16 protein-coding genes are annotated in these 17,339 nt (G+C 45.2%); 10 read left to right on the top strand and 6 right to left on the bottom strand.

Annotated elements, in window-relative coordinates; genetic code table 11:
• The first annotated feature begins 17 nt into the window (after positions 1–17).
• The 9 genes from astA to ACINWC323_RS03565 all read left to right on the top strand — a co-directional run bounded on the left by astA (position 18) and on the right by ACINWC323_RS03565 (position 10,643).
• The gene (gene astA, locus ACINWC323_RS03525; protein ID WP_005284300.1) at positions 18–1,061 is read left to right on the top strand and encodes an arginine N-succinyltransferase; all 1,044 of its coding nucleotides are present in this window, start codon (positions 18–20) and stop codon (positions 1,059–1,061) included.
• On the top strand, positions 1,061–2,530 hold the full coding sequence (gene astD, locus ACINWC323_RS03530; RefSeq protein ID WP_009514818.1) for a succinylglutamate-semialdehyde dehydrogenase: 1,470 nt from the start codon (positions 1,061–1,063) through the stop codon (positions 2,528–2,530). Before astA ends, astD begins: the two co-directional genes overlap by 1 nt.
• A gap of 32 nt (positions 2,531–2,562) precedes the next feature.
• The gene (gene astB, locus ACINWC323_RS03535; protein ID WP_009514746.1) at positions 2,563–3,903 is read left to right on the top strand and encodes an N-succinylarginine dihydrolase; all 1,341 of its coding nucleotides are present in this window, start codon (positions 2,563–2,565) and stop codon (positions 3,901–3,903) included.
• A gap of 33 nt (positions 3,904–3,936) precedes the next feature.
• Complete coding sequence (gene astE / locus ACINWC323_RS03540; protein ID WP_009514782.1) at positions 3,937–4,911, top strand: succinylglutamate desuccinylase; 975 nt, start codon at positions 3,937–3,939, stop codon at positions 4,909–4,911.
• A 169-nt stretch (positions 4,912–5,080) separates the two neighbouring features.
• Complete coding sequence (locus tag ACINWC323_RS03545; RefSeq protein WP_009514674.1) at positions 5,081–6,571, top strand: amino acid permease; 1,491 nt, start codon at positions 5,081–5,083, stop codon at positions 6,569–6,571.
• Between the two features lie 261 nt (positions 6,572–6,832).
• The gene (locus ACINWC323_RS03550) at positions 6,833–7,483 is read left to right on the top strand and encodes a paraquat-inducible protein A (protein WP_009514533.1); all 651 of its coding nucleotides are present in this window, start codon (positions 6,833–6,835) and stop codon (positions 7,481–7,483) included.
• A gap of 26 nt (positions 7,484–7,509) precedes the next feature.
• Positions 7,510–8,253: a paraquat-inducible protein A gene (locus ACINWC323_RS03555; protein ID WP_404976100.1), complete on the top strand. Its 744-nt coding sequence runs from the start codon at positions 7,510–7,512 to the stop codon at positions 8,251–8,253.
• 36 nt (positions 8,254–8,289) lie between these two features.
• The gene (locus tag ACINWC323_RS03560) at positions 8,290–9,948 is read left to right on the top strand and encodes a PqiB family protein (RefSeq protein ID WP_502322130.1); all 1,659 of its coding nucleotides are present in this window, start codon (positions 8,290–8,292) and stop codon (positions 9,946–9,948) included.
• Positions 9,948–10,643: a PqiC family protein gene (locus ACINWC323_RS03565; RefSeq protein WP_009514606.1), complete on the top strand. Its 696-nt coding sequence runs from the start codon at positions 9,948–9,950 to the stop codon at positions 10,641–10,643. The genes ACINWC323_RS03560 and ACINWC323_RS03565 overlap by 1 nt, the downstream gene beginning before the upstream one ends.
• A 218-nt stretch (positions 10,644–10,861) precedes the next feature.
• Here ACINWC323_RS03565 and ACINWC323_RS03570 read toward each other — a convergent pair whose 3' ends face one another.
• Complete coding sequence (locus tag ACINWC323_RS03570) at positions 10,862–11,626, bottom strand: COG4705 family protein (RefSeq protein ID WP_009514828.1); 765 nt, start codon at positions 11,624–11,626, stop codon at positions 10,862–10,864.
• A 161-nt stretch (positions 11,627–11,787) separates the two neighbouring features.
• Here ACINWC323_RS03570 and ACINWC323_RS03575 point away from each other — a divergent pair, with 161 nt between their 5' ends.
• Positions 11,788–12,360: an undecaprenyl-diphosphatase gene (locus ACINWC323_RS03575; RefSeq protein ID WP_009514744.1), complete on the top strand. Its 573-nt coding sequence runs from the start codon at positions 11,788–11,790 to the stop codon at positions 12,358–12,360.
• 85 nt (positions 12,361–12,445) lie between these two features.
• Here the strand turns inward: ACINWC323_RS03575 and ACINWC323_RS03580 are convergent, their stop codons facing one another.
• Genes ACINWC323_RS03580 through tssA form a run of 5 tightly spaced genes read right to left on the bottom strand, consistent with a single transcriptional unit; the run spans position 12,446 to position 17,318 of the window.
• Entirely contained in the window at positions 12,446–13,414 is a 969-nt protein-coding gene (locus ACINWC323_RS03580; protein ID WP_009514751.1) for a M15 family metallopeptidase, read from the bottom strand.
• 3 nt (positions 13,415–13,417) lie between these two features.
• Positions 13,418–14,014 (bottom strand): hypothetical protein, encoded by a 597-nt coding sequence (locus tag ACINWC323_RS03585; protein ID WP_009514479.1) that lies wholly within the window; start codon positions 14,012–14,014, stop codon positions 13,418–13,420.
• Between the two features lie 11 nt (positions 14,015–14,025).
• Positions 14,026–14,835, bottom strand: a complete 810-nt coding sequence (gene icmH / locus ACINWC323_RS03590) for a type IVB secretion system protein IcmH/DotU (protein ID WP_005229251.1) — start codon at positions 14,833–14,835, stop codon at positions 14,026–14,028.
• Positions 14,836–14,845: 10 nt separating this feature from the next.
• Complete coding sequence (gene tssK / locus ACINWC323_RS03595) at positions 14,846–16,210, bottom strand: type VI secretion system baseplate subunit TssK (RefSeq protein ID WP_009514457.1); 1,365 nt, start codon at positions 16,208–16,210, stop codon at positions 14,846–14,848.
• A gap of 16 nt (positions 16,211–16,226) precedes the next feature.
• The gene (tssA, locus tag ACINWC323_RS03600; protein ID WP_009514817.1) at positions 16,227–17,318 is read right to left on the bottom strand and encodes a type VI secretion system protein TssA; all 1,092 of its coding nucleotides are present in this window, start codon (positions 17,316–17,318) and stop codon (positions 16,227–16,229) included.
• Positions 17,319–17,339: the final 21 nt, after the last annotated feature.

The raw sequence follows: 17,339 nt of genomic DNA, 5'->3' as shown, positions 1-17,339 counted from the left end.
GCTGTGAGCATCTAACCATGATGATTGTTAGACATGCAGCGCATCGGGACTTAGATGATATTTATCGTTTAGCGCAACGAGCGGGGGAGTCAGGCATTGGCCTGACCTCCTTACCACAAAATAGAGACATTCTGGCTGAACGTATTACACGCACCACGCGTACTTTAGCGGGGCTGACCGAAAAGTGTGAGGCAAGTTATCTGTTTGTACTGGAAGACACCAGCATTCGCAAAATTGTGGGTGTGAGTGCAATTGAAGTTGCAGTCGGGCTCAATGAACCCTTTTACAACTTCCGTGTGGCAAAACAGGTGCATGCGTCTAAAGCCTTAAATGTGTATAAGACCCTGGATACCTTGTTTTTAAGCAATGACCATACGGGTTGCAGTGAACTCTGCACCTTATTCCTTGATCCTGAATATCGTAAAAACCAGAACGGTAAATTTTTATCCAAGGTCCGTTTTCTGTTTATTGCAGCCTTCCGTTCTTTTTTTGAAGAGCGACTGATTGCAGAAATGCGGGGTTTTTCCGACCAGAATGGGCGGTCACCCTTTTGGGATTCACTCGGTTATCTATTTTTCAATATGGATTTTGCCGCAGCGGATTATCTCAGCGGTGTCGGGCAAAAAGCCTTTATTGCAGAGTTAATGCCGAGATTTCCAGTCTATGTGGACTTGCTGTCTTCAGAGGCACGCGAGGTGATTGCAGAAGTGCATCCACATACGCTGCCAGCAGCCAAAGTGTTGATGTCTGAAGGTCTTAAATATCAGGGTCATGTCGATATTTTTGATGCGGGGCCCACACTGGAAGCGACTACGGCCGAGTTACGGGCGGTGAAAGAAAGTCGGTTGCTTAAAGTCAGACTCACTGAGCAGGTCGAAAGTACCGAGACGCATTTTCTGGTTGCCAATGACCAATATAAAGATTACGCCGTGCTGCTGATCAATAACAAAGTCGATGACAGCGAGACTTTGCATTTAACCGCAGCACAAGCACAGGCACTGAATATTGCTGAACACGATGAAGTACGGGTTTTAGCATTAGAAAAAATGGAGAACAACTAATGTCACAAGGTGCATTATTAATTGATGGTGCTTGGGTACAAGGACAAGGAACCGCATTTCAAAAAACCAATCCGGTCAGCAATCAGCAAATTTGGGCGGGGCATGAAGCCAGTCAGGCCGATGTTGAACAGGCATGCCATGCCGCACGTCAGGCATTTCCAGCTTGGGCACGCTTAGCACTAGAACAGCGTATCGCCATCATTGAACGTTTTGCGGGCTTATTAGAACAGCATAAAACCCAGTTGGCTGAAGTGATTAGTCAGGAAACCAGCAAACCGCTTTGGGAGACGTTGACCGAAGTACAGTCGATGATCGGTAAAGTGGCGATTTCAATCCTCGCTTATCATCAACGTACAGGATTCAGCGAAACTGAAATGCCCGATGGCGTGGCGTCATTACGTCATCGTCCTCATGGTGTTCTGGCTGTATTTGGTCCCTATAACTTCCCGGGTCATTTGCCAAATGGTCATATTGTTCCTGCATTGATTGCGGGTAATACCGTGGTATTTAAACCAAGTGAACTCACCCCTTGGACGGCTGAAGAAACTGCAAAATTATGGCAGCAAGCAGGTCTGCCAAAGGGTGTATTGAATATCGTGCAAGGTGGACGCAGCACAGGTGAAGCACTCGCTGCGGCTGAGCAGATTGACGGTTTACTGTTCACGGGCAGTGCCAATACCGGTTATCACTTGCATAAACAAATGGCAGGTGCGCCTGAAAAAATCCTGGCGCTGGAAATGGGCGGCAATAATGCCCTGATCATTGATGAAGCAACCGATATTGATGCGGTGGTGAATTTAGCTATCCAGTCTGCTTTCGTTTCTGCGGGGCAACGTTGTACTTGTGCACGCCGCATTATTGTTAAACAGGGTGCCAATGGGGATGCCTTCATACAACGTTTTGTTGAAGTCGCTAAAAACCTGGTGGTTGGGGAATGGAATGCGGAACCACAACCGTTTATGGGCGGTGTCATCTCTGCACATGCCGCAGAACAGATGTTAGCGGCACAAAGCAAGCTCGTTGCTCTAGGTGCAAAAGCATTGTTGGAAATGACGCGTCCACAAGCAGACAGTTCATTGCTTACGGCGGGTATTTTAGATCTTACTCAAGTGACCGATATCCCTGATGATGAATACTTTGGTCCATTGACCACGATTTATCGTTATCACAGCTTTGATGAAGCCTTAAATATTGCCAATAACACCCGCTTTGGTTTGGCCGTAGGTCTGGTGTCACCTGACCGTGATTTATTTGATCGTGTATTGATTGAAGCGCGGGCAGGGATTGTGAACTGGAACAAGCCATTAACAGGTGCATCAAGTGCGGCACCATTTGGTGGGGTGGGCGCATCGGGTAATCACCGTGCCAGTGCCTTCTATGCAGCAGACTATAGTGCATGGCCAATGGCATCACTGGAAAGTGATAGCGTTACTTTACCTTCAAAATTATCACCGGGCATTGTGCTGTAAGTCGGCTTGTATCGGGACACAGGGAGAAAAAAATGTCAGGTTATGAAATTAATTTTGATGGTTTAGTGGGACCGACCCATCATTATGCGGGTTTATCGTATGGTAATGTCGCATCGACTAAAAACCGGAATAATGCATCCAATCCGAAATTGGCTGCAAAGCAAGGCTTGAAGAAAATGAAAGCGCTTGCGGATTTGGGACTCAAGCAAGGCGTGTTTGCCCCACAAGAGCGTCCGCATGTGCCAACGCTACGCCGTTTGGGTTTTACCGGCAGTGATATTGACGTGATTACCCAAGCCATGCGCACTGCGCCAGCATTGTTATCATCGCTCAGTTCAGCATCATCGATGTGGACGGCGAACTCCTGTACGGTGTCGCCATCGGCAGATAGCGCGGATGGTCGCATGCATTTTACTGCGGCAAACCTGAATAATAAGTTCCATCGATCAATTGAGCATCATACGACCACACGTATTCTGCAAGCAATGTTCAACAATGATGTATATTTCGCGCACCATGAAGCATTGCCTGAAGCAGCACTGTTCGGTGATGAAGGTGCAGCCAATCATAACCGCCTCGGTGGTGCTTATGATCAGGCCGGTGTACAGGTCTTTGTTTATGGTCAGCAACAGCTCGGTGGAACCGTTGCACCGCAGAAATTCCCTGCACGTCAAACCCGTGAGGCGAGTGAGGCGATTGCGCGTTTACATCGTTTAGATGCCAAACGTACGGTGTTCATTCAGCAAAACCCGGATGTGATTGATCAGGGCGTATTCCATAACGATGTGATTGCGGTGAGTAATCAACAGGTGTTGTTCCATCATCAGCAGGCCTTTTTAAATCAGGCAGATGCCTTGCATGAAATCCGTGAAAAAATGGCGGGGATCGGGCAAGACTTTATCTCGATTGAAGTGCCGGAAAATCGGGTGAGTGTGGATGATGCAGTATCGACTTACTTGTTCAATAGCCAGATTCTGACCCGTGCAGATGGTGGCATGAGCATTGTGGTACCCGAAGAATCACGTCAGAACAAAGCCGTGTGGGACTATTTGAGTGACATGATTCAAATGGGTACGCCTATTGATGACATCAAGGTATTTGATTTACGTGAAAGTATGCGTAATGGCGGTGGTCCTGCATGTTTACGCTTACGTGTGGCGGTGAATGAGGCGGAACTTGCTGCGGTGAATCCAAACCTGTTTATGAATGATGCATTGTTCAAAACCCTGAATCAGTGGGTCGATCAGTATTATCGTGACGAGTTAACCCAGGACGATTTGGCCGATCCAAATTTATTGATCGAGAGTCGTACTGCACTGGATGAACTCACCAAGATTCTGGGTTTAGGTTCGGTTTATCACTTCCAGAGATAAATATTTAATAACGGCTTTTAAGGATGAAAGTACATGGTTGATCTACTCGCATTGACTTTGGCACAACAGCTACCTGAGCAAAAGCAAGGTGAAACGGCTGGATTTTCATGGCAATGGCTTGGTGAAGGGCTATTGCAATGTACGCCAAAAACGGCTTATCGAAAAACCATCGTACTTTCTGCCGGTATTCATGGCAATGAAACTGCACCGATCGAACTGCTGGCACAGATCATTCAGGATGTGTTTGCCGGTCAGCTGGCTTTGGCGGTTCGTGTGCTTTTCGTATTGGGCAATCCCCCTGCAATCCGACAAGGGGTTCGTTATCTTGAAAATGATATGAATCGCATGTTCTGCGGTGGATATCAGAATTTAATTCAGGATCAGGAAACAGCTCGGGCTGCACAATTGGAGCAAACGGTAGCAGCGTTCTTTGAACAGGATCAGCTTGCTACGCAACGTTATCACTATGATTTGCATACCGCTATTCGCGCTTCGTTATTACCCGTATTTGCCTTATTTCCTTACCAGACACGACCTTATGATGACTTCCTGATTCAAAGCTTGAATGCAGCCAATCTGGATGCTTTGGTCTATCACAATGCGGCTGGAAAAACCTTCACCCATTTCAGCACTGAAGGTTTTCAGGCCGCCAGCAGTACTTTGGAATTAGGCAAGGCCAAGCCGTTTGGTGAAAATGATCTGGCCGAATTTGCCAGTACTGACCAGATGCTGCGTGCTGTACTTGCAGAGCAGCCTTTACCGATCAGACAGAAATCCGCCATTCGCCAATTTAAGGTGGTGGATTCCATTTTAAAGCAAAGTGAAGATTTTCAGCTGAATCTGAGCGCGGATGCACCGAATTTTTCTACCTTCCAGCAAGGTGAAGAGATTGCAACACAGCAAGCCGGGGCCTATATTGCGCATGATCAGCAAGTCTGGATTTTATTCCCGAACCCGAATGTGAAAACAGGGCTTCGGGCTGGGTTGATATTAAAAGAAATCAAATAAGACCTCGCCAGTGCAGTGGCTAGATGCCGTTATGGAATAGTAATACATGGAGTTTGAATATGGATGTTCAGTAGAACAAAACGCCTCAAGCAATATCATCTAGATATTCGTTTTTATGAATCAAAAGCAAGGACAGGTTGTCATAAGAATACAGTTGGAGTGACCGTGTATGAGTAACAATAACGAAAAGACATTTCCATCAGGCCAGGCCCTGAGTGGACAATATGTACCACAGCAGGATGTCGCCAGTTTAGCGGGATCTTCTAGTGCAGAGATTGAAGTCGGCAAACCATTGAAACGTGCCATGACCAAGCGTCATCTGGTGATGATTTCATTGGGTGGTGCAATCGGAACCGGATTATTTTTAGGCTCGGGTGACGTGATTTCTCAGGCAGGTCCCGTGGGCGCGATTTTTTCTTACCTGCTGGGTGGCGTGATTGCTTACATGGTGATGCTGTGTTTGGGCGAATTGGCGGTACAGATGCCGGTTTCAGGTTCGTTTGGTGAGTATGCCAGAACCTATATTGGCCCAGGAACGGGCTATATGATTACCTGGTTGTACTGGCTGACCTGGACGGCAACGCTAGGCACCGAATTTACCGCTGCGGCCTTACTGATGCAGGAGTGGTTTCCGTCTATTTCCATGTGGACGTGGACCTTATTATTTGCAGGGCTGGTATTTACCCTGAATGTCAGCTCTACGCGGCTATTTGCGGAGTCCGAATTCTGGTTATCTTTGGTCAAGGTCTTGACCATTATCTGTTTTATTGGCTTGGGCTTAGCAGCAATTTTTGGCCTGATTTCCTATCATGGGCATGAGTCAGCACCTTTATTTAGTAAATTGACCGAACATGGCTGGTTCCCGAATGGGATTTTCCCGATTTTTGCGACCATGCTGATTGTAAATTTTGCCTTCTCGGGCACGGAACTGATCGGCGTTGCGGCAGGTGAGGCAGAAGAGCCAGCCAAAACCGTACCAAAAGCCATCAATGCGGCCATCTGGCGTTTATTGATTTTCTTTGTCGGGACCATTGTGGTGATCTGTGCATTATTGCCGTATGAAATGGCAGGCTTAAATGCCAACAGCGTCAGCAATAGCCCATTTGTTACGGTCTTTAACTACATCGGCATTCCATATGCAGAAGACATTATCCGCTTTGTGATCATTACTGCGCTTTTATCGGCTGCAAACTCGGGGTTATTTGCAGCTTCACGCATGATGTGGTCATTGTCTGCCAAGAATCAGTTGCCAAAAGTATTTTCAAAACTGACCCGTTCAGGCACACCGATTATTGCGATTATTGTCACCATGTTTGGCGCAATTCCGGGTTTATTGTCAGAACATTTTGCCCCTGAAACGATTTTCAAGAACTTACTGGGTGTTGCTGCTTTTACCATGGTGGTGGTGTGGATTTCGATTTGTGTGTGTCAATTTAACTTCCGCAGACAATGGATCAAATCAGGTAAAACCGTCAAGGACCTGAAGTTTGCTGCACCGTTGTTTCCGTTAACTCCGATTTTGGGCGGTTTATTCTGTGTGATCACCTGTATCAGTATGGTGACGGATCCTTCGATGCAGGTCGGTTTTGTCTGCTGTATCCTGTTCATTATTGCCTGTTATGCCAGCTACAATATTTTTTATAAAAACAAAATCAATTAAGTTATAAGTTTCATCTAAAAATTATATTATCGACGGAGAGCCGCTAGATATTTTCTAGTGCCTCTCCGTTTTTTATGGATCAACGTTTTAAAATGCAGTCAGTCACGCTTCGATCTGCTGATTGGATTTAATAAACAATTTAATTGCTGATATGTTTATATATTGTGTAACAATGATCGCCTGTGGTTGTGATTGTTAAAAGAAAAGGTATAACTGGTATACGTTTAAACACGAAAGAATTTTTACAATGGGCAGGGCATTATGGCGAATAAAAATAATCAGCCCTTAGCAATCGGTCAGCGGGTCAGACTGTCTGAACTGGCAGGTTGTGAAGAATGTGATGCGATTTACCGCAGGGTTGAGCTTTCATCTGGCGAACGGGCTTATTGTACCTGTTGCGGTGCAGAATTGTATCGTAGAGGTCAGTCCTTTTCCGCGCTGCTGGCTTTAGTGATTACGGCATTAATCGTGTTTGTGATTGCCAATAGTTTTCCCATCGTGATTGTGGAGTTGCAAGGCAATATCTCACAAACGACCCTGATCGGGGCGGCATGGACCATGTTTCATATCGATCGGGCGCTGGTCGGGATATTGATCCTGATCACCACCTTTATTGTGCCTTTGGTCGAGCTATTATTGCTGAGTTATGTGCTGTCTTGCATTAATCTATTTCAGCGTCGACCAAAATATTTAACCCCAGCACTCCGAATGCTGTTTTTATTCCGGACCTGGGGCATGGTTGAGGTATTTCTCATCGGGGTGCTCGTCACTTTGGTCAAACTGGTGGGGATGGTGACCGTGATTCCGGGGGTAGCGCTGTGGGCATTTACCTTATTAAGTGTATTGTTGGTCTATATTGCTTCGGTTAAGATCAAGGATCTCTGGGACGAAGTGGATTGGAGTCTTAGATGAATAACAACAACGAAGATGAAATTGGAATGATGGCGCCTCATCTTGCTGCCGCTGATTTAAAGGTTAAAAACTATCTCAGGGCAAAAGATGCTGGCTTGATCCAGTGCCATTGCTGTGGATTACTCAACGCTGCTGCGAATAAAGAGGTGGCACAAGATCATCTGCATTGTTGCAGATGTAACAGTCGCTTGCATGTACGTAAGCCACAAAGTTTAAATCGTACCTTCGCTTTGGTGATCGCAGCTGCTATTTTATATATTCCAGCCAATGTAATGCCGATGACCGTCACAGATTCATTATTGGGCCGTCAGCAAGACACCATTATCAGTGGGGTCATTTACTTTTGGCAAAATGGCGATTATCTGGTGTCTGTGGTCATTTTCATGGCCAGTATCTTTATCCCGATTTTAAAATTACTGATTCTGGTTTTTTTACTGGTTGCCGTTTCTATGCAGTCTTCGGCAAAACTGCATTTTTCACCTGAACATTGCGCATTGCTGTACCGGATTGTTGAGTTTATTGGACGCTGGTCCATGATTGATGTATTTGTAGTGGCATTATTGACTGCCTTGATCCAGATCCAGTCGCTTGCCACCATTCTGGCTGGGCCCGGTGCTGTGGCCTTTGGGGCGGTGGTGGTCTTAACCATGTTTGCTTCCATGAGTTTCGATCCACGGATTATCTGGGATAATTATTTCAAGGCAAATGCGGTGCATGATCCACAGGCTGAGCATTTAAAAACAAGCACGCTTCAACAACTGAAAAGTTAAAACTGTAAAATCCTGTTTTTGACCCATAAAAGAACGATCACTATGTCAGAAAATACACACAATAGCCAAGATTCTGAACAGAACCTGACCGAGTTAACTCAACAGGATCCGGTTCTCGCGGAACCTGAAAAAAAGAAAGGCCGCTGGAGACCTGCGCTGATCTGGCTGGTTCCTTTTATCGCCCTGTTAATCGCGCTTTCACTTGCTGCCAAAGCGGTGCTGGATACTGGCCCAACCATTCAGGTGTCATTTCGTACAGCTGAAGGTTTAGTCGCTGGAAAAACCACGGTGCGCTATAAACAGGTGGATATTGGTCTGGTGCGCCAGATTGATTTGTCTGATGATCGTTCCCATGTCATTGCCAAAATTGAGCTACGCAAAGATGCCAGTAATTTTGCGGCCAAAGATTCACGTTTCTGGGTGGTACGACCGCGTATTGGCACAGGTGGAATTTCCGGCATTGATACCTTGCTTTCGGGTGCCTATATTGGTGTGGATGGCGGCAAGGCTGAAGAAAAGCAGGAAAGTTTTATCGGACTTGAGGTGCCCCCAGTAGTGTCCTCAGATATTCCCGGAAAAGTCTTTTTCTTGAAAGCACAGGATTTAGGTTCGCTGGATATTGGGGTGCCGATTTACTACCGCAGAATTAATGTCGGACAGATTACCGCCTATAAGCTGGCGAATGATGGCAAAAGCGTAGAACTGCAAACATTTATTCAATCACCTTACGATAAGTTCGTGACCACCGATGCACGGTTCTGGCAAGCCAGTGGGGTGGATGTCACCCTGAATGCTTCAGGCTTTAATTTAGACACGCAATCTCTTGCCAGCATTGTGGCGGGCGGTATTGCATTTGGCTATCCAGAGAACTCTACAGGTGCAATTGCGCCGAATCACAGTTATTTTAGTTTGTCGGACTCCCGAAAAGAGGCGATGAAAGAACCGGATGGTAAACCGCGCCCGATTATCATGTATTTTGATCACTCGTTACGTGGCTTAAGTGTTGATGCACCAATTGATTTCATGGGTATTGAAATAGGCAATGTCAAAGCCATCAATGTGGAGTTTGACCAGAATTATACCCAGTTGCGTATGCGCGTGGATGGGGTGATTTATCCATCACGTTTGGCACATGGTAAAGAACTTGATCCGGATGGTGAAATTTTCAGGAAATTCATTGCAAAAGGTTGGCGTGCTCAAATGCGTACAGGCAATCTGTTAACGGGCCAAAACTATATTGCGTTTGATAAATTTCCAAAAGCCAAGCCTGCTGCTTTGATCATGCGTCCAGATGGACGGGCCGAAGTGCCCACCACTGCGACAGAGCTGAGTGGATTACAGGCACAAGTGTCACAGATTGCCGATAAGGTGAGTAAGTTCCCGCTTGAAGAGATTGGCCAGGATGTGCGTAAAACCTTAAACAATATGAATACCACCATTGAATCAACTGACAAACTGGTAAAACAGCTGGATGGTAAAGTGGCCCCTGGTTTACAGGCCACCCTGAATGATGTGCGTAAAACCATGCAATCCAGTGAGTCGATCCTATCCAGTGATGCACCAATGCAGCAGGACGTACGTAAGGCATTGCAGCAAATGACCAGAGCAGCTGCCTCCTTGCAATTAATGGCTGATTATATTGAACAACATCCTGAATCGCTGATTCGCGGGAAAAAAGCAGAGAGCAATAAATAATGATGACACTATCTAAACAAGCATTCACTGCTCAAAAGATGATACGTGGTACGGGCATCGTTGCTGCGACTTTATTGATTGCTGCATGTTCTGGATCACCTACGCCGAATTATTATACCTTGGCCAATAAAGTCACGCCTTTACCGAGCTCCAGAGTGAAGGTGATTGAAGTCTTGCCTGTAGGCTTACCGGATCGAATCAATCGCGCACCGCTGGTGATACAGGAAATTAATGGCCGTTCAAATATTCTGGATAATGAGCGCTGGACCTCAACCTTAGGGGCAGAGCTCAGAGACAATTTATCGGCAGGCTTACAGCAAAAGCTTGGTGCTGTGGATCGCTATAACAGCGGCATGATTGGGGGAAAGGTATCTTATCGTGTGGCAACCGACTTTTCCCATTTTGATATTGTGAATACTACTTCTGCCAATACCAAGAATGTTGAAGTTTCGGTGGCATGGATTATTAAACGTAACGATCCGAATATCACCATCGATCAAAATTCTACCCAGAATCAGCAGTTGGCTTGCCGCATGACATTCAGCCAGCCTGTCAGCGCCAGCAATAACCAGATTGCACCCATTGTAAGCACGGCAAGTACGTCACTGGGGCGTGTGATTGATGCCATGGCTGTTTCGATTGCGGCATTGGACAGCAAAGCGCCCGTCAGCGTAGCAGGGGCGGTGTGTTCTTAAACTATCTGCGAAAATGCATCCAGATGGCAGTGATCTAAGAAAGATGCTTGCTGCTCAAGCGCATCCATAATTTTACAGGAGGCTGGGTATTATTTTATACAATACCCATCTGAGCGCTGAGGCAGGGTTAAGATCTCTGTTTCTGATAATAAAGGCATCAGACAATATGTGCGCTGGTGCCTTTTCTATGACTTTTTCGCGTAGACGGCGGTAATGGTTTAATGCGCGGTCGAGGCTGGTTTTGATTTAAAACAGACCAGGCATGCAACAATAAAAGTCAATAACACGAATGAGGCTCCGAATCGGCTTAAATCCAGACCGCCGTGGTTCAGCGGCTTATCGAGAAAATCACCCAACACAGCGCCGAGAGGTCGGGTTAAAACAAAAGCTGACCAGAACAGGAAGGTTTTGGAAATTTTAGTCCAGTAATAGCCACCCACCAACAGTAACAGTAATGAACCGAAGATCAGTGCTGCCGCTGTATAACCGAGACCTTCGGTATCAGCTGTCCAGTCACCAAGCGCTGTCCCTAGCGTTTGAGAGAACATAATGGTGACCCAGTAAAAGGCCTCGGTCTTTGCGGACTGAACACTGTTTACTGCAATATTTCCACAACGCCAGTACCAGACAGCGAGCGTGCTGATTAATAAGGTGAACAGGATGAGACTTCCACCAAGATAACCGATACCTAAGGAGCGATCGACAAAATCGGCAATCGTGGTCCCTAGGGTTGTGGTTGAAATAATGGTTGCCCAATATAACCACGGTTTATATTGTTTCGCTTTTATCTGCAATGAAACAAGCGCAATAAAAATAACAGTGAAAATACATGAGCTGAGGATATAACCTAAATTCATCGACATCGACAGTGCATCGCCAGCCGTTTCTCCAAGCGTCGTTGCTGCAATTTTTACAATCCAGAAGAGCAGCGTCAGCTCAGGTGCTTTACTGAGCGTTTCAGATATCATCTTTGGATTATTCATAAGGTATTCCAAATTGTATTTAGATAAAATTTAAGCGTCCTTTATTAATAAAGGCTTAAATAAAATTTATGATTTACTTATGCATTCATAGAAAAAATTAATTTTGTTTTAAGCTACTTTTTTTATTGTGCCGCTATCAAATCATCATGGATCGATTGGCAATGTCAATTGAAGATGTCAATATTGCTTTGTTTCAGTGGATTAATGCAGCTGCGACTCAAAATTCATTTTTGGATAAAATTGCTATATTTGCTTCGCATAATCTGATTGGCGGTTTATTCGGATTTCTGATTGTTTCTGTCGTGTTTAAGGATAAAAAGTACAGAACGCAATTTATAAAGACCTTAATGTTCATATTGGTCGCCTTGCTATTTAGCCAAGTGATCCATGCTTTGTATTATCACCCTCGTCCCTTTGCGATGGGGCTAGGACATACGCTGGTCGGGCATGGTTCAACTTCATCGTTCCCGAGTATGCACACACTTACCGTGGCGATGATTGCCTTTTCTTATCTGTTGTCTGGCTTTAGAAAAATTGCAACTGTCGGGTTATTCCTGGGGGCTATTGTGGGCTGGTCCAGAGTGTATGTCGGAGTGCATTTTCCTTTTGATATCGCCGCTTCATTTATTTTCGCCTTTATAATCGTTTCTGTTACTGATTATATTTATGAGCTATGCAAAGTAAAATTGAGCAGAATCGTATCTATTCCGGTATTTGGTGAAAATATACTTTAAATCATATGATTAAAGACTTATGGTAATTTTGGTTTGAAACAGAGACAGATAGGCATGTAGATAATCTGTCTGGATATGTTAATCACTATGAATCACCTGTTCGCGCTGTTAATTGACCCTCAGCAATCAGTTGATCTGCCATTTCCTTGGTTTTCTTTAAACCTGGCATACGATATTCGGTATGACCATAATCCTGAATTGATTTCCAGCGACCGCCCCAGGTCAGGCCAACCGATTCGGCAACCTGGCCATAGAGTTGATAACCCCGCATGGCCCACGGGTCCCGTTCACTAATCACCACTTTACCATTGCGTTTAAAGGCCACATCCGCAGCCAGACCAAACTGATGGTAACTTTGATAGCCTTTTGCACGCGTGGTATTCGGGTTGCCTGCCAGCATGTTTTGACGATTCGGACTACGATAACCTTCGAGTAAGACCAGCTCATAGCCATGCTGTTCTTTCATGATTTTAAAGACCATGAGTAAACGCTGTTTATAACGTGGATTAATTTTATCCCATTTACGATCCACCATTGATGAATCCAGACTGCCATGAGAATGAGTCAGCGGCACTTCAATTTGTGAAGCGTCGATACTCGGATCAGCCGTATGTTGAGCCTGATAGGCCTGTTCTAAACGGGTAGCCTCTACAATCGCATCTTGAATCAGGGTCTCGTCCACATCTGGTGGAGGGCTCAGCATTTCGCCATTCAGGAGCGCATAGACCTGGGGATCGGTTTCCTTTAAATATTCAGCTTCAATCCGTGTGGAACTGATCGGACGGGTAAACGCAAAAATCAGAATACTGGCAAATAAAAAGAAACCTGCGATCAGGATCCACCATTGTTGCAAATGCCAATGTGACTGTAATTTTTCCGGAGAGGCTGCCTGATGCATATGCTCTGCAAATTGCATGGCATTGGCGATTTTCTTTTTCCCGCTTGGGAGTAGCGATTGTAAAAGCTGCGTACATTTGTAACGCAGCTCATAGGACATCAGTAAAGTCAGCCCAATTGCAACCCCGACAAAGCAGAGAAAAATAAACCAGATCATCTGTTATTTGAGTTCATTGACAGCAAAAGGCTTCTGGGTGACTTTAATCTGCACGGTGGCATCAGGTGCTTCGGCTTCAGGTTCTTTTACTGGAGCAGCTTTCGCGGGTTGAGCAGCGGGTTTAACCACTTTGGCTGGTACTGCTTCACTTTTTGCAACGGGTGCTTTTGCTGGAGCTGCCGGTTGAGCTGCTCTGACATGCGGTTCATTGGCAAAAGGTGAGGCATGTTGCGCTGTTTGGGCCGGTGCAGCCGCTGGTGGTGGCGTGCGCTGGAAGAACTTGTTCAGGTCATTGCTGCCTGGCTGGGTAAAGTTACTGTCTTCTTCTGACTCAGTCGATTCATATTGAACAGGAGCAGCGGCTTCAGTTACCTGAGTGGTCTGTTTGGCGCCAGGAAGTACTGTGGTATTTTCTTCTACAACCTGAGTCGGTTCGACATATTCACTGGATGATCCTGTTCCGGTGGACAACATGAAGAAAAACAATGTAGTTAAAATAATCCCCGAAATAAATCCGATCAGTAAATAGATCACAGGAGATAACGTTTTTTTCTTATTTGTCTGTAAGATGCGTAAAGAGGTAGTTCTTTCCTGACTCATACTTCAATCAACTAAGGCAAATGGATAGTAATATGTGCTTCTTCCGCTGGCGCTGAAATCACATTTTGATAAGGTGTTAAAGCATTATGATTTTGTTTATTCAGCATAAACTTTAACCCTGCAAAGGCGAGTGCTGCGAATAACAATAAGAAAATCAAGATCCAGAAAAATGGCAGTTCATGATGAATAATATGCTTGATCTGGTCGGGAATCGCAGCAAACGGAGAGAACGCGGCTTTCTTACCTTTGAGATAATCAATTTCATCACCGACACGTGCCACCAGATGATTGAGGCTTTCCACCGATTCGAGACGATATTTACCTTGGAAACCTAGCAATAAGCAGTAATGAAACACTTCAAGCGAGGCCAGACGTTCTTTACCGCGGCTACGGAGCTGTTCCAGAATCTCAAAAAAGCGATAACCGGCCAACTGAGAGCCAAATAAGCTCAACTGTAGCGGGCTGATCAGCCAGCTATTTTGCAAGTTAAAGTAAGCTGCATCCTGTTGCGTGGCAATGGTTTCATCAATCAAGGCACAAAATGCGTATTTCGCGTCATGAATATCCTCTGCAGAAAATTGCAAACGCTTCGCCTGTTGCTCAAAACGGTTGAGTAAATCCAGAATTTTTTCACGAAAATCGCTTGGATTGGAAGGGATATAACGGTTACGAAGCAAGAACACCAAATAAAATCCATCGTGTAACAGATCGATCAGATTTGTTGCTTGGGCCTTATTTTGTGGCTGGTCAGTGCTAGGTAAGCCTGAACCGATTTTGCCATCATCAAATAAAGAAGGAATACCCGCTGGATGTTGAGTCATTGTGATTCTCTTAACTATTCATTACAGCAATGAGTTCAATACTAATATCTTGGAAACCGGCTGGTACATAGACACAGATGGATTCTGACTCAAGCATACGTTGATAGAGTTCATGATGCGGTTCAATTTCAAAGTAACTCACACCTGAACGCACTGGAATTGCGGTTGGGACTTGCATCAAATGATGCAGTGGAACTGCAGGCAGGGCGGCAATCACACGTTGCTCAACGTCAATGGTACTGCCCACTTTAAAGCGTAACGGCACGATCTGGATCAGTTCATGGGTTTGCATCATACTGCTCGAAACCGCAATATAAAGACGTGTATCACGGGTAATCTTGTCAGACTCAAGGCTGCCGACCCAGTAGGATGGACGTGTTTCTTTCAAGGCAATACTGAAATAACGGCTTGAAATAATGGTATCTAGTAAATCTCTCAGAATAACATCGAGTTGCTGGAAACTGTCCTGCAGCTGATGATGCTTGTAATGCGGTAAATGGTCGACATCATAAGCGGTTGAGAAGGTTAGCAGGGAACCGGTCAAACGCAATAATTCAGAGAATAAACGTTCTGGATGAATTTGCGGATAATGCAGTAAATGATTCAATCCTGCATAAGCAGTATTCAGGGCATTGATCAACCAGAATGAAACAATATCGCCGGAACGGAACTCGATCAGTTTCTGTTCATTTTCACGGTTGTTGCTTTGAATGGTTTTAATCTTGGCCTTAATTACATTCAAGGTACGTTTTAAGTTATTGATTAAAGACTCTGACGCAGCCACATGTAAAATCGGTGGAATGAACTTGGCATCTAGCTCGAAAGTCCCCGAGCTTTGGCGTTTTAATCGTCCTACCGCCAGATACAGGAAGCCATCCAGATTCTGGGTCGGTTGAATATGCGGATCAAGCAGTTTGAATTCAGCACGACGACGCAACAAACTCAGCTCAGCAGGGCTGGCGTCGGTAAACAGGTCATGGGTTTCTGACAGATAGTTATGATAACGGCTCGACAGCGAGCGGGTTTCATCGGCAATATTTTTCTTGTTCGCCTGTAAAATAGGCAGGGCAAGGTAAACAATCATTTCACCTTGCAGATTTAAATCGTCCAGCAACAAGGGTTCTGGTAACAGATCCTGTGCAGGTGCATGGTAGATTTCACCATCCTGCCAGATGATCTCAGCCTCTTCTAAAGCCAGAATATGGGTTGAAAGCTGTACTTCATCAAATTTGAGCTTCTGGACGCCATACGCATGCGGAATTAACGCCCGAACCGTATGGTTCAAGCGTTGCTCGTGGTAGGTGTCCTGAATCTGGAAATGCTGAGGACGTAAAAACAGGCCCTCACCCCAAAGAATTTTCTCTGCTTTAAACATATCGATTTACCAACAATTATTCGTATTCATTCTTTGGTTGCACACCGAGCGTATCTTGCAGCATTTGTAACGGATGCTCATCTTTAATCACTTGGGTTAACCATTCATGTAGTGGCATTTGGCTCCACTTAATGGTTTTTTGCAACATATAGCTCACGGGACTATGCGGTTCATTTTTTTGAAAATAAGTCGCGATTTCCTGTAAAACGCGCATCGCTTGCTCACGATTTTCAACATGCGATTGAACTTGTGGCTGAAAGGTCGGTTGCGCTTGAGCTACAGTTGGCTGAGCGGTCAGATTTTGTGGTGTCGTGGTCATAGCGGTTTCACTGTCAGTCGCCACGGTTTGAGTTACTTGCTCAAACTGTTCTGTTTTATAAATTTTCTTCAGACTAATATGAATATGATCGAGGCTAGAGTCAATTGCGGCAAAGCTTGGTGAATCCAGACCAAGTAAACCATCCAGCACATTTTTCAGGGTCGACCACTGTTGGAAAATCTCACTGAAATGTTGATAATTCTGGCGTTGGAAAGCTTTATCTGTATTCATTAAAGCCTGCTCAAACTGCTCTAGCTCACTGGTACTGCCCGCACTTTCATAGTCATCACTCTGTTTACGACGAATATTTTCATGATAAAGAAAATTATCATAGTCGAGTAAATGATAAAAAGGAGCGTGATTGATCAGTGGGACTTTTTTAATCAGTAGGGGTAACTGGTTAATTAAACCCTGTAATAATCCAATCCGTTGATCCAGATCATCATCTTCCACTTCTGGATGCAGTGTCAGCCAGTATTGTTCAAGCAAGCGATGACTGAGCTCAAGGCTTTTGGCAATCCCTTCGAAGCCATAGAGATTGGCCCAGGCTTCAGACAGCCAGGTGAGGATACGGATATCTTTACTTTTGGTTTGCAGTAGATCAATTGATGTGGCTGCAACAAAGTCCCAATCGGCCTGTTTCGGTTCTGTGACCCAATCGCCTTGATCAAGCAGCAGATCATCTTGAGTCCGGGCTTTTTTAATGGCATGGAACTCATTTGAAAAAGAGTAATCTTCACCGCAAGGCGACTGCTCATTAATCGGGTTCAGTAATGGGTTAATATCCATATGTATCACAGTGTTGGCTCA

Source organism: Acinetobacter sp. WC-323 (assembly GCF_000314615.1).
Lineage (GTDB): Bacteria > Pseudomonadota > Gammaproteobacteria > Pseudomonadales > Moraxellaceae > Acinetobacter > Acinetobacter courvalinii.
The sequence above is the reverse complement of the archived record's forward strand: the minus strand, read 5'-3'. Positions and strand labels throughout refer to the sequence as shown.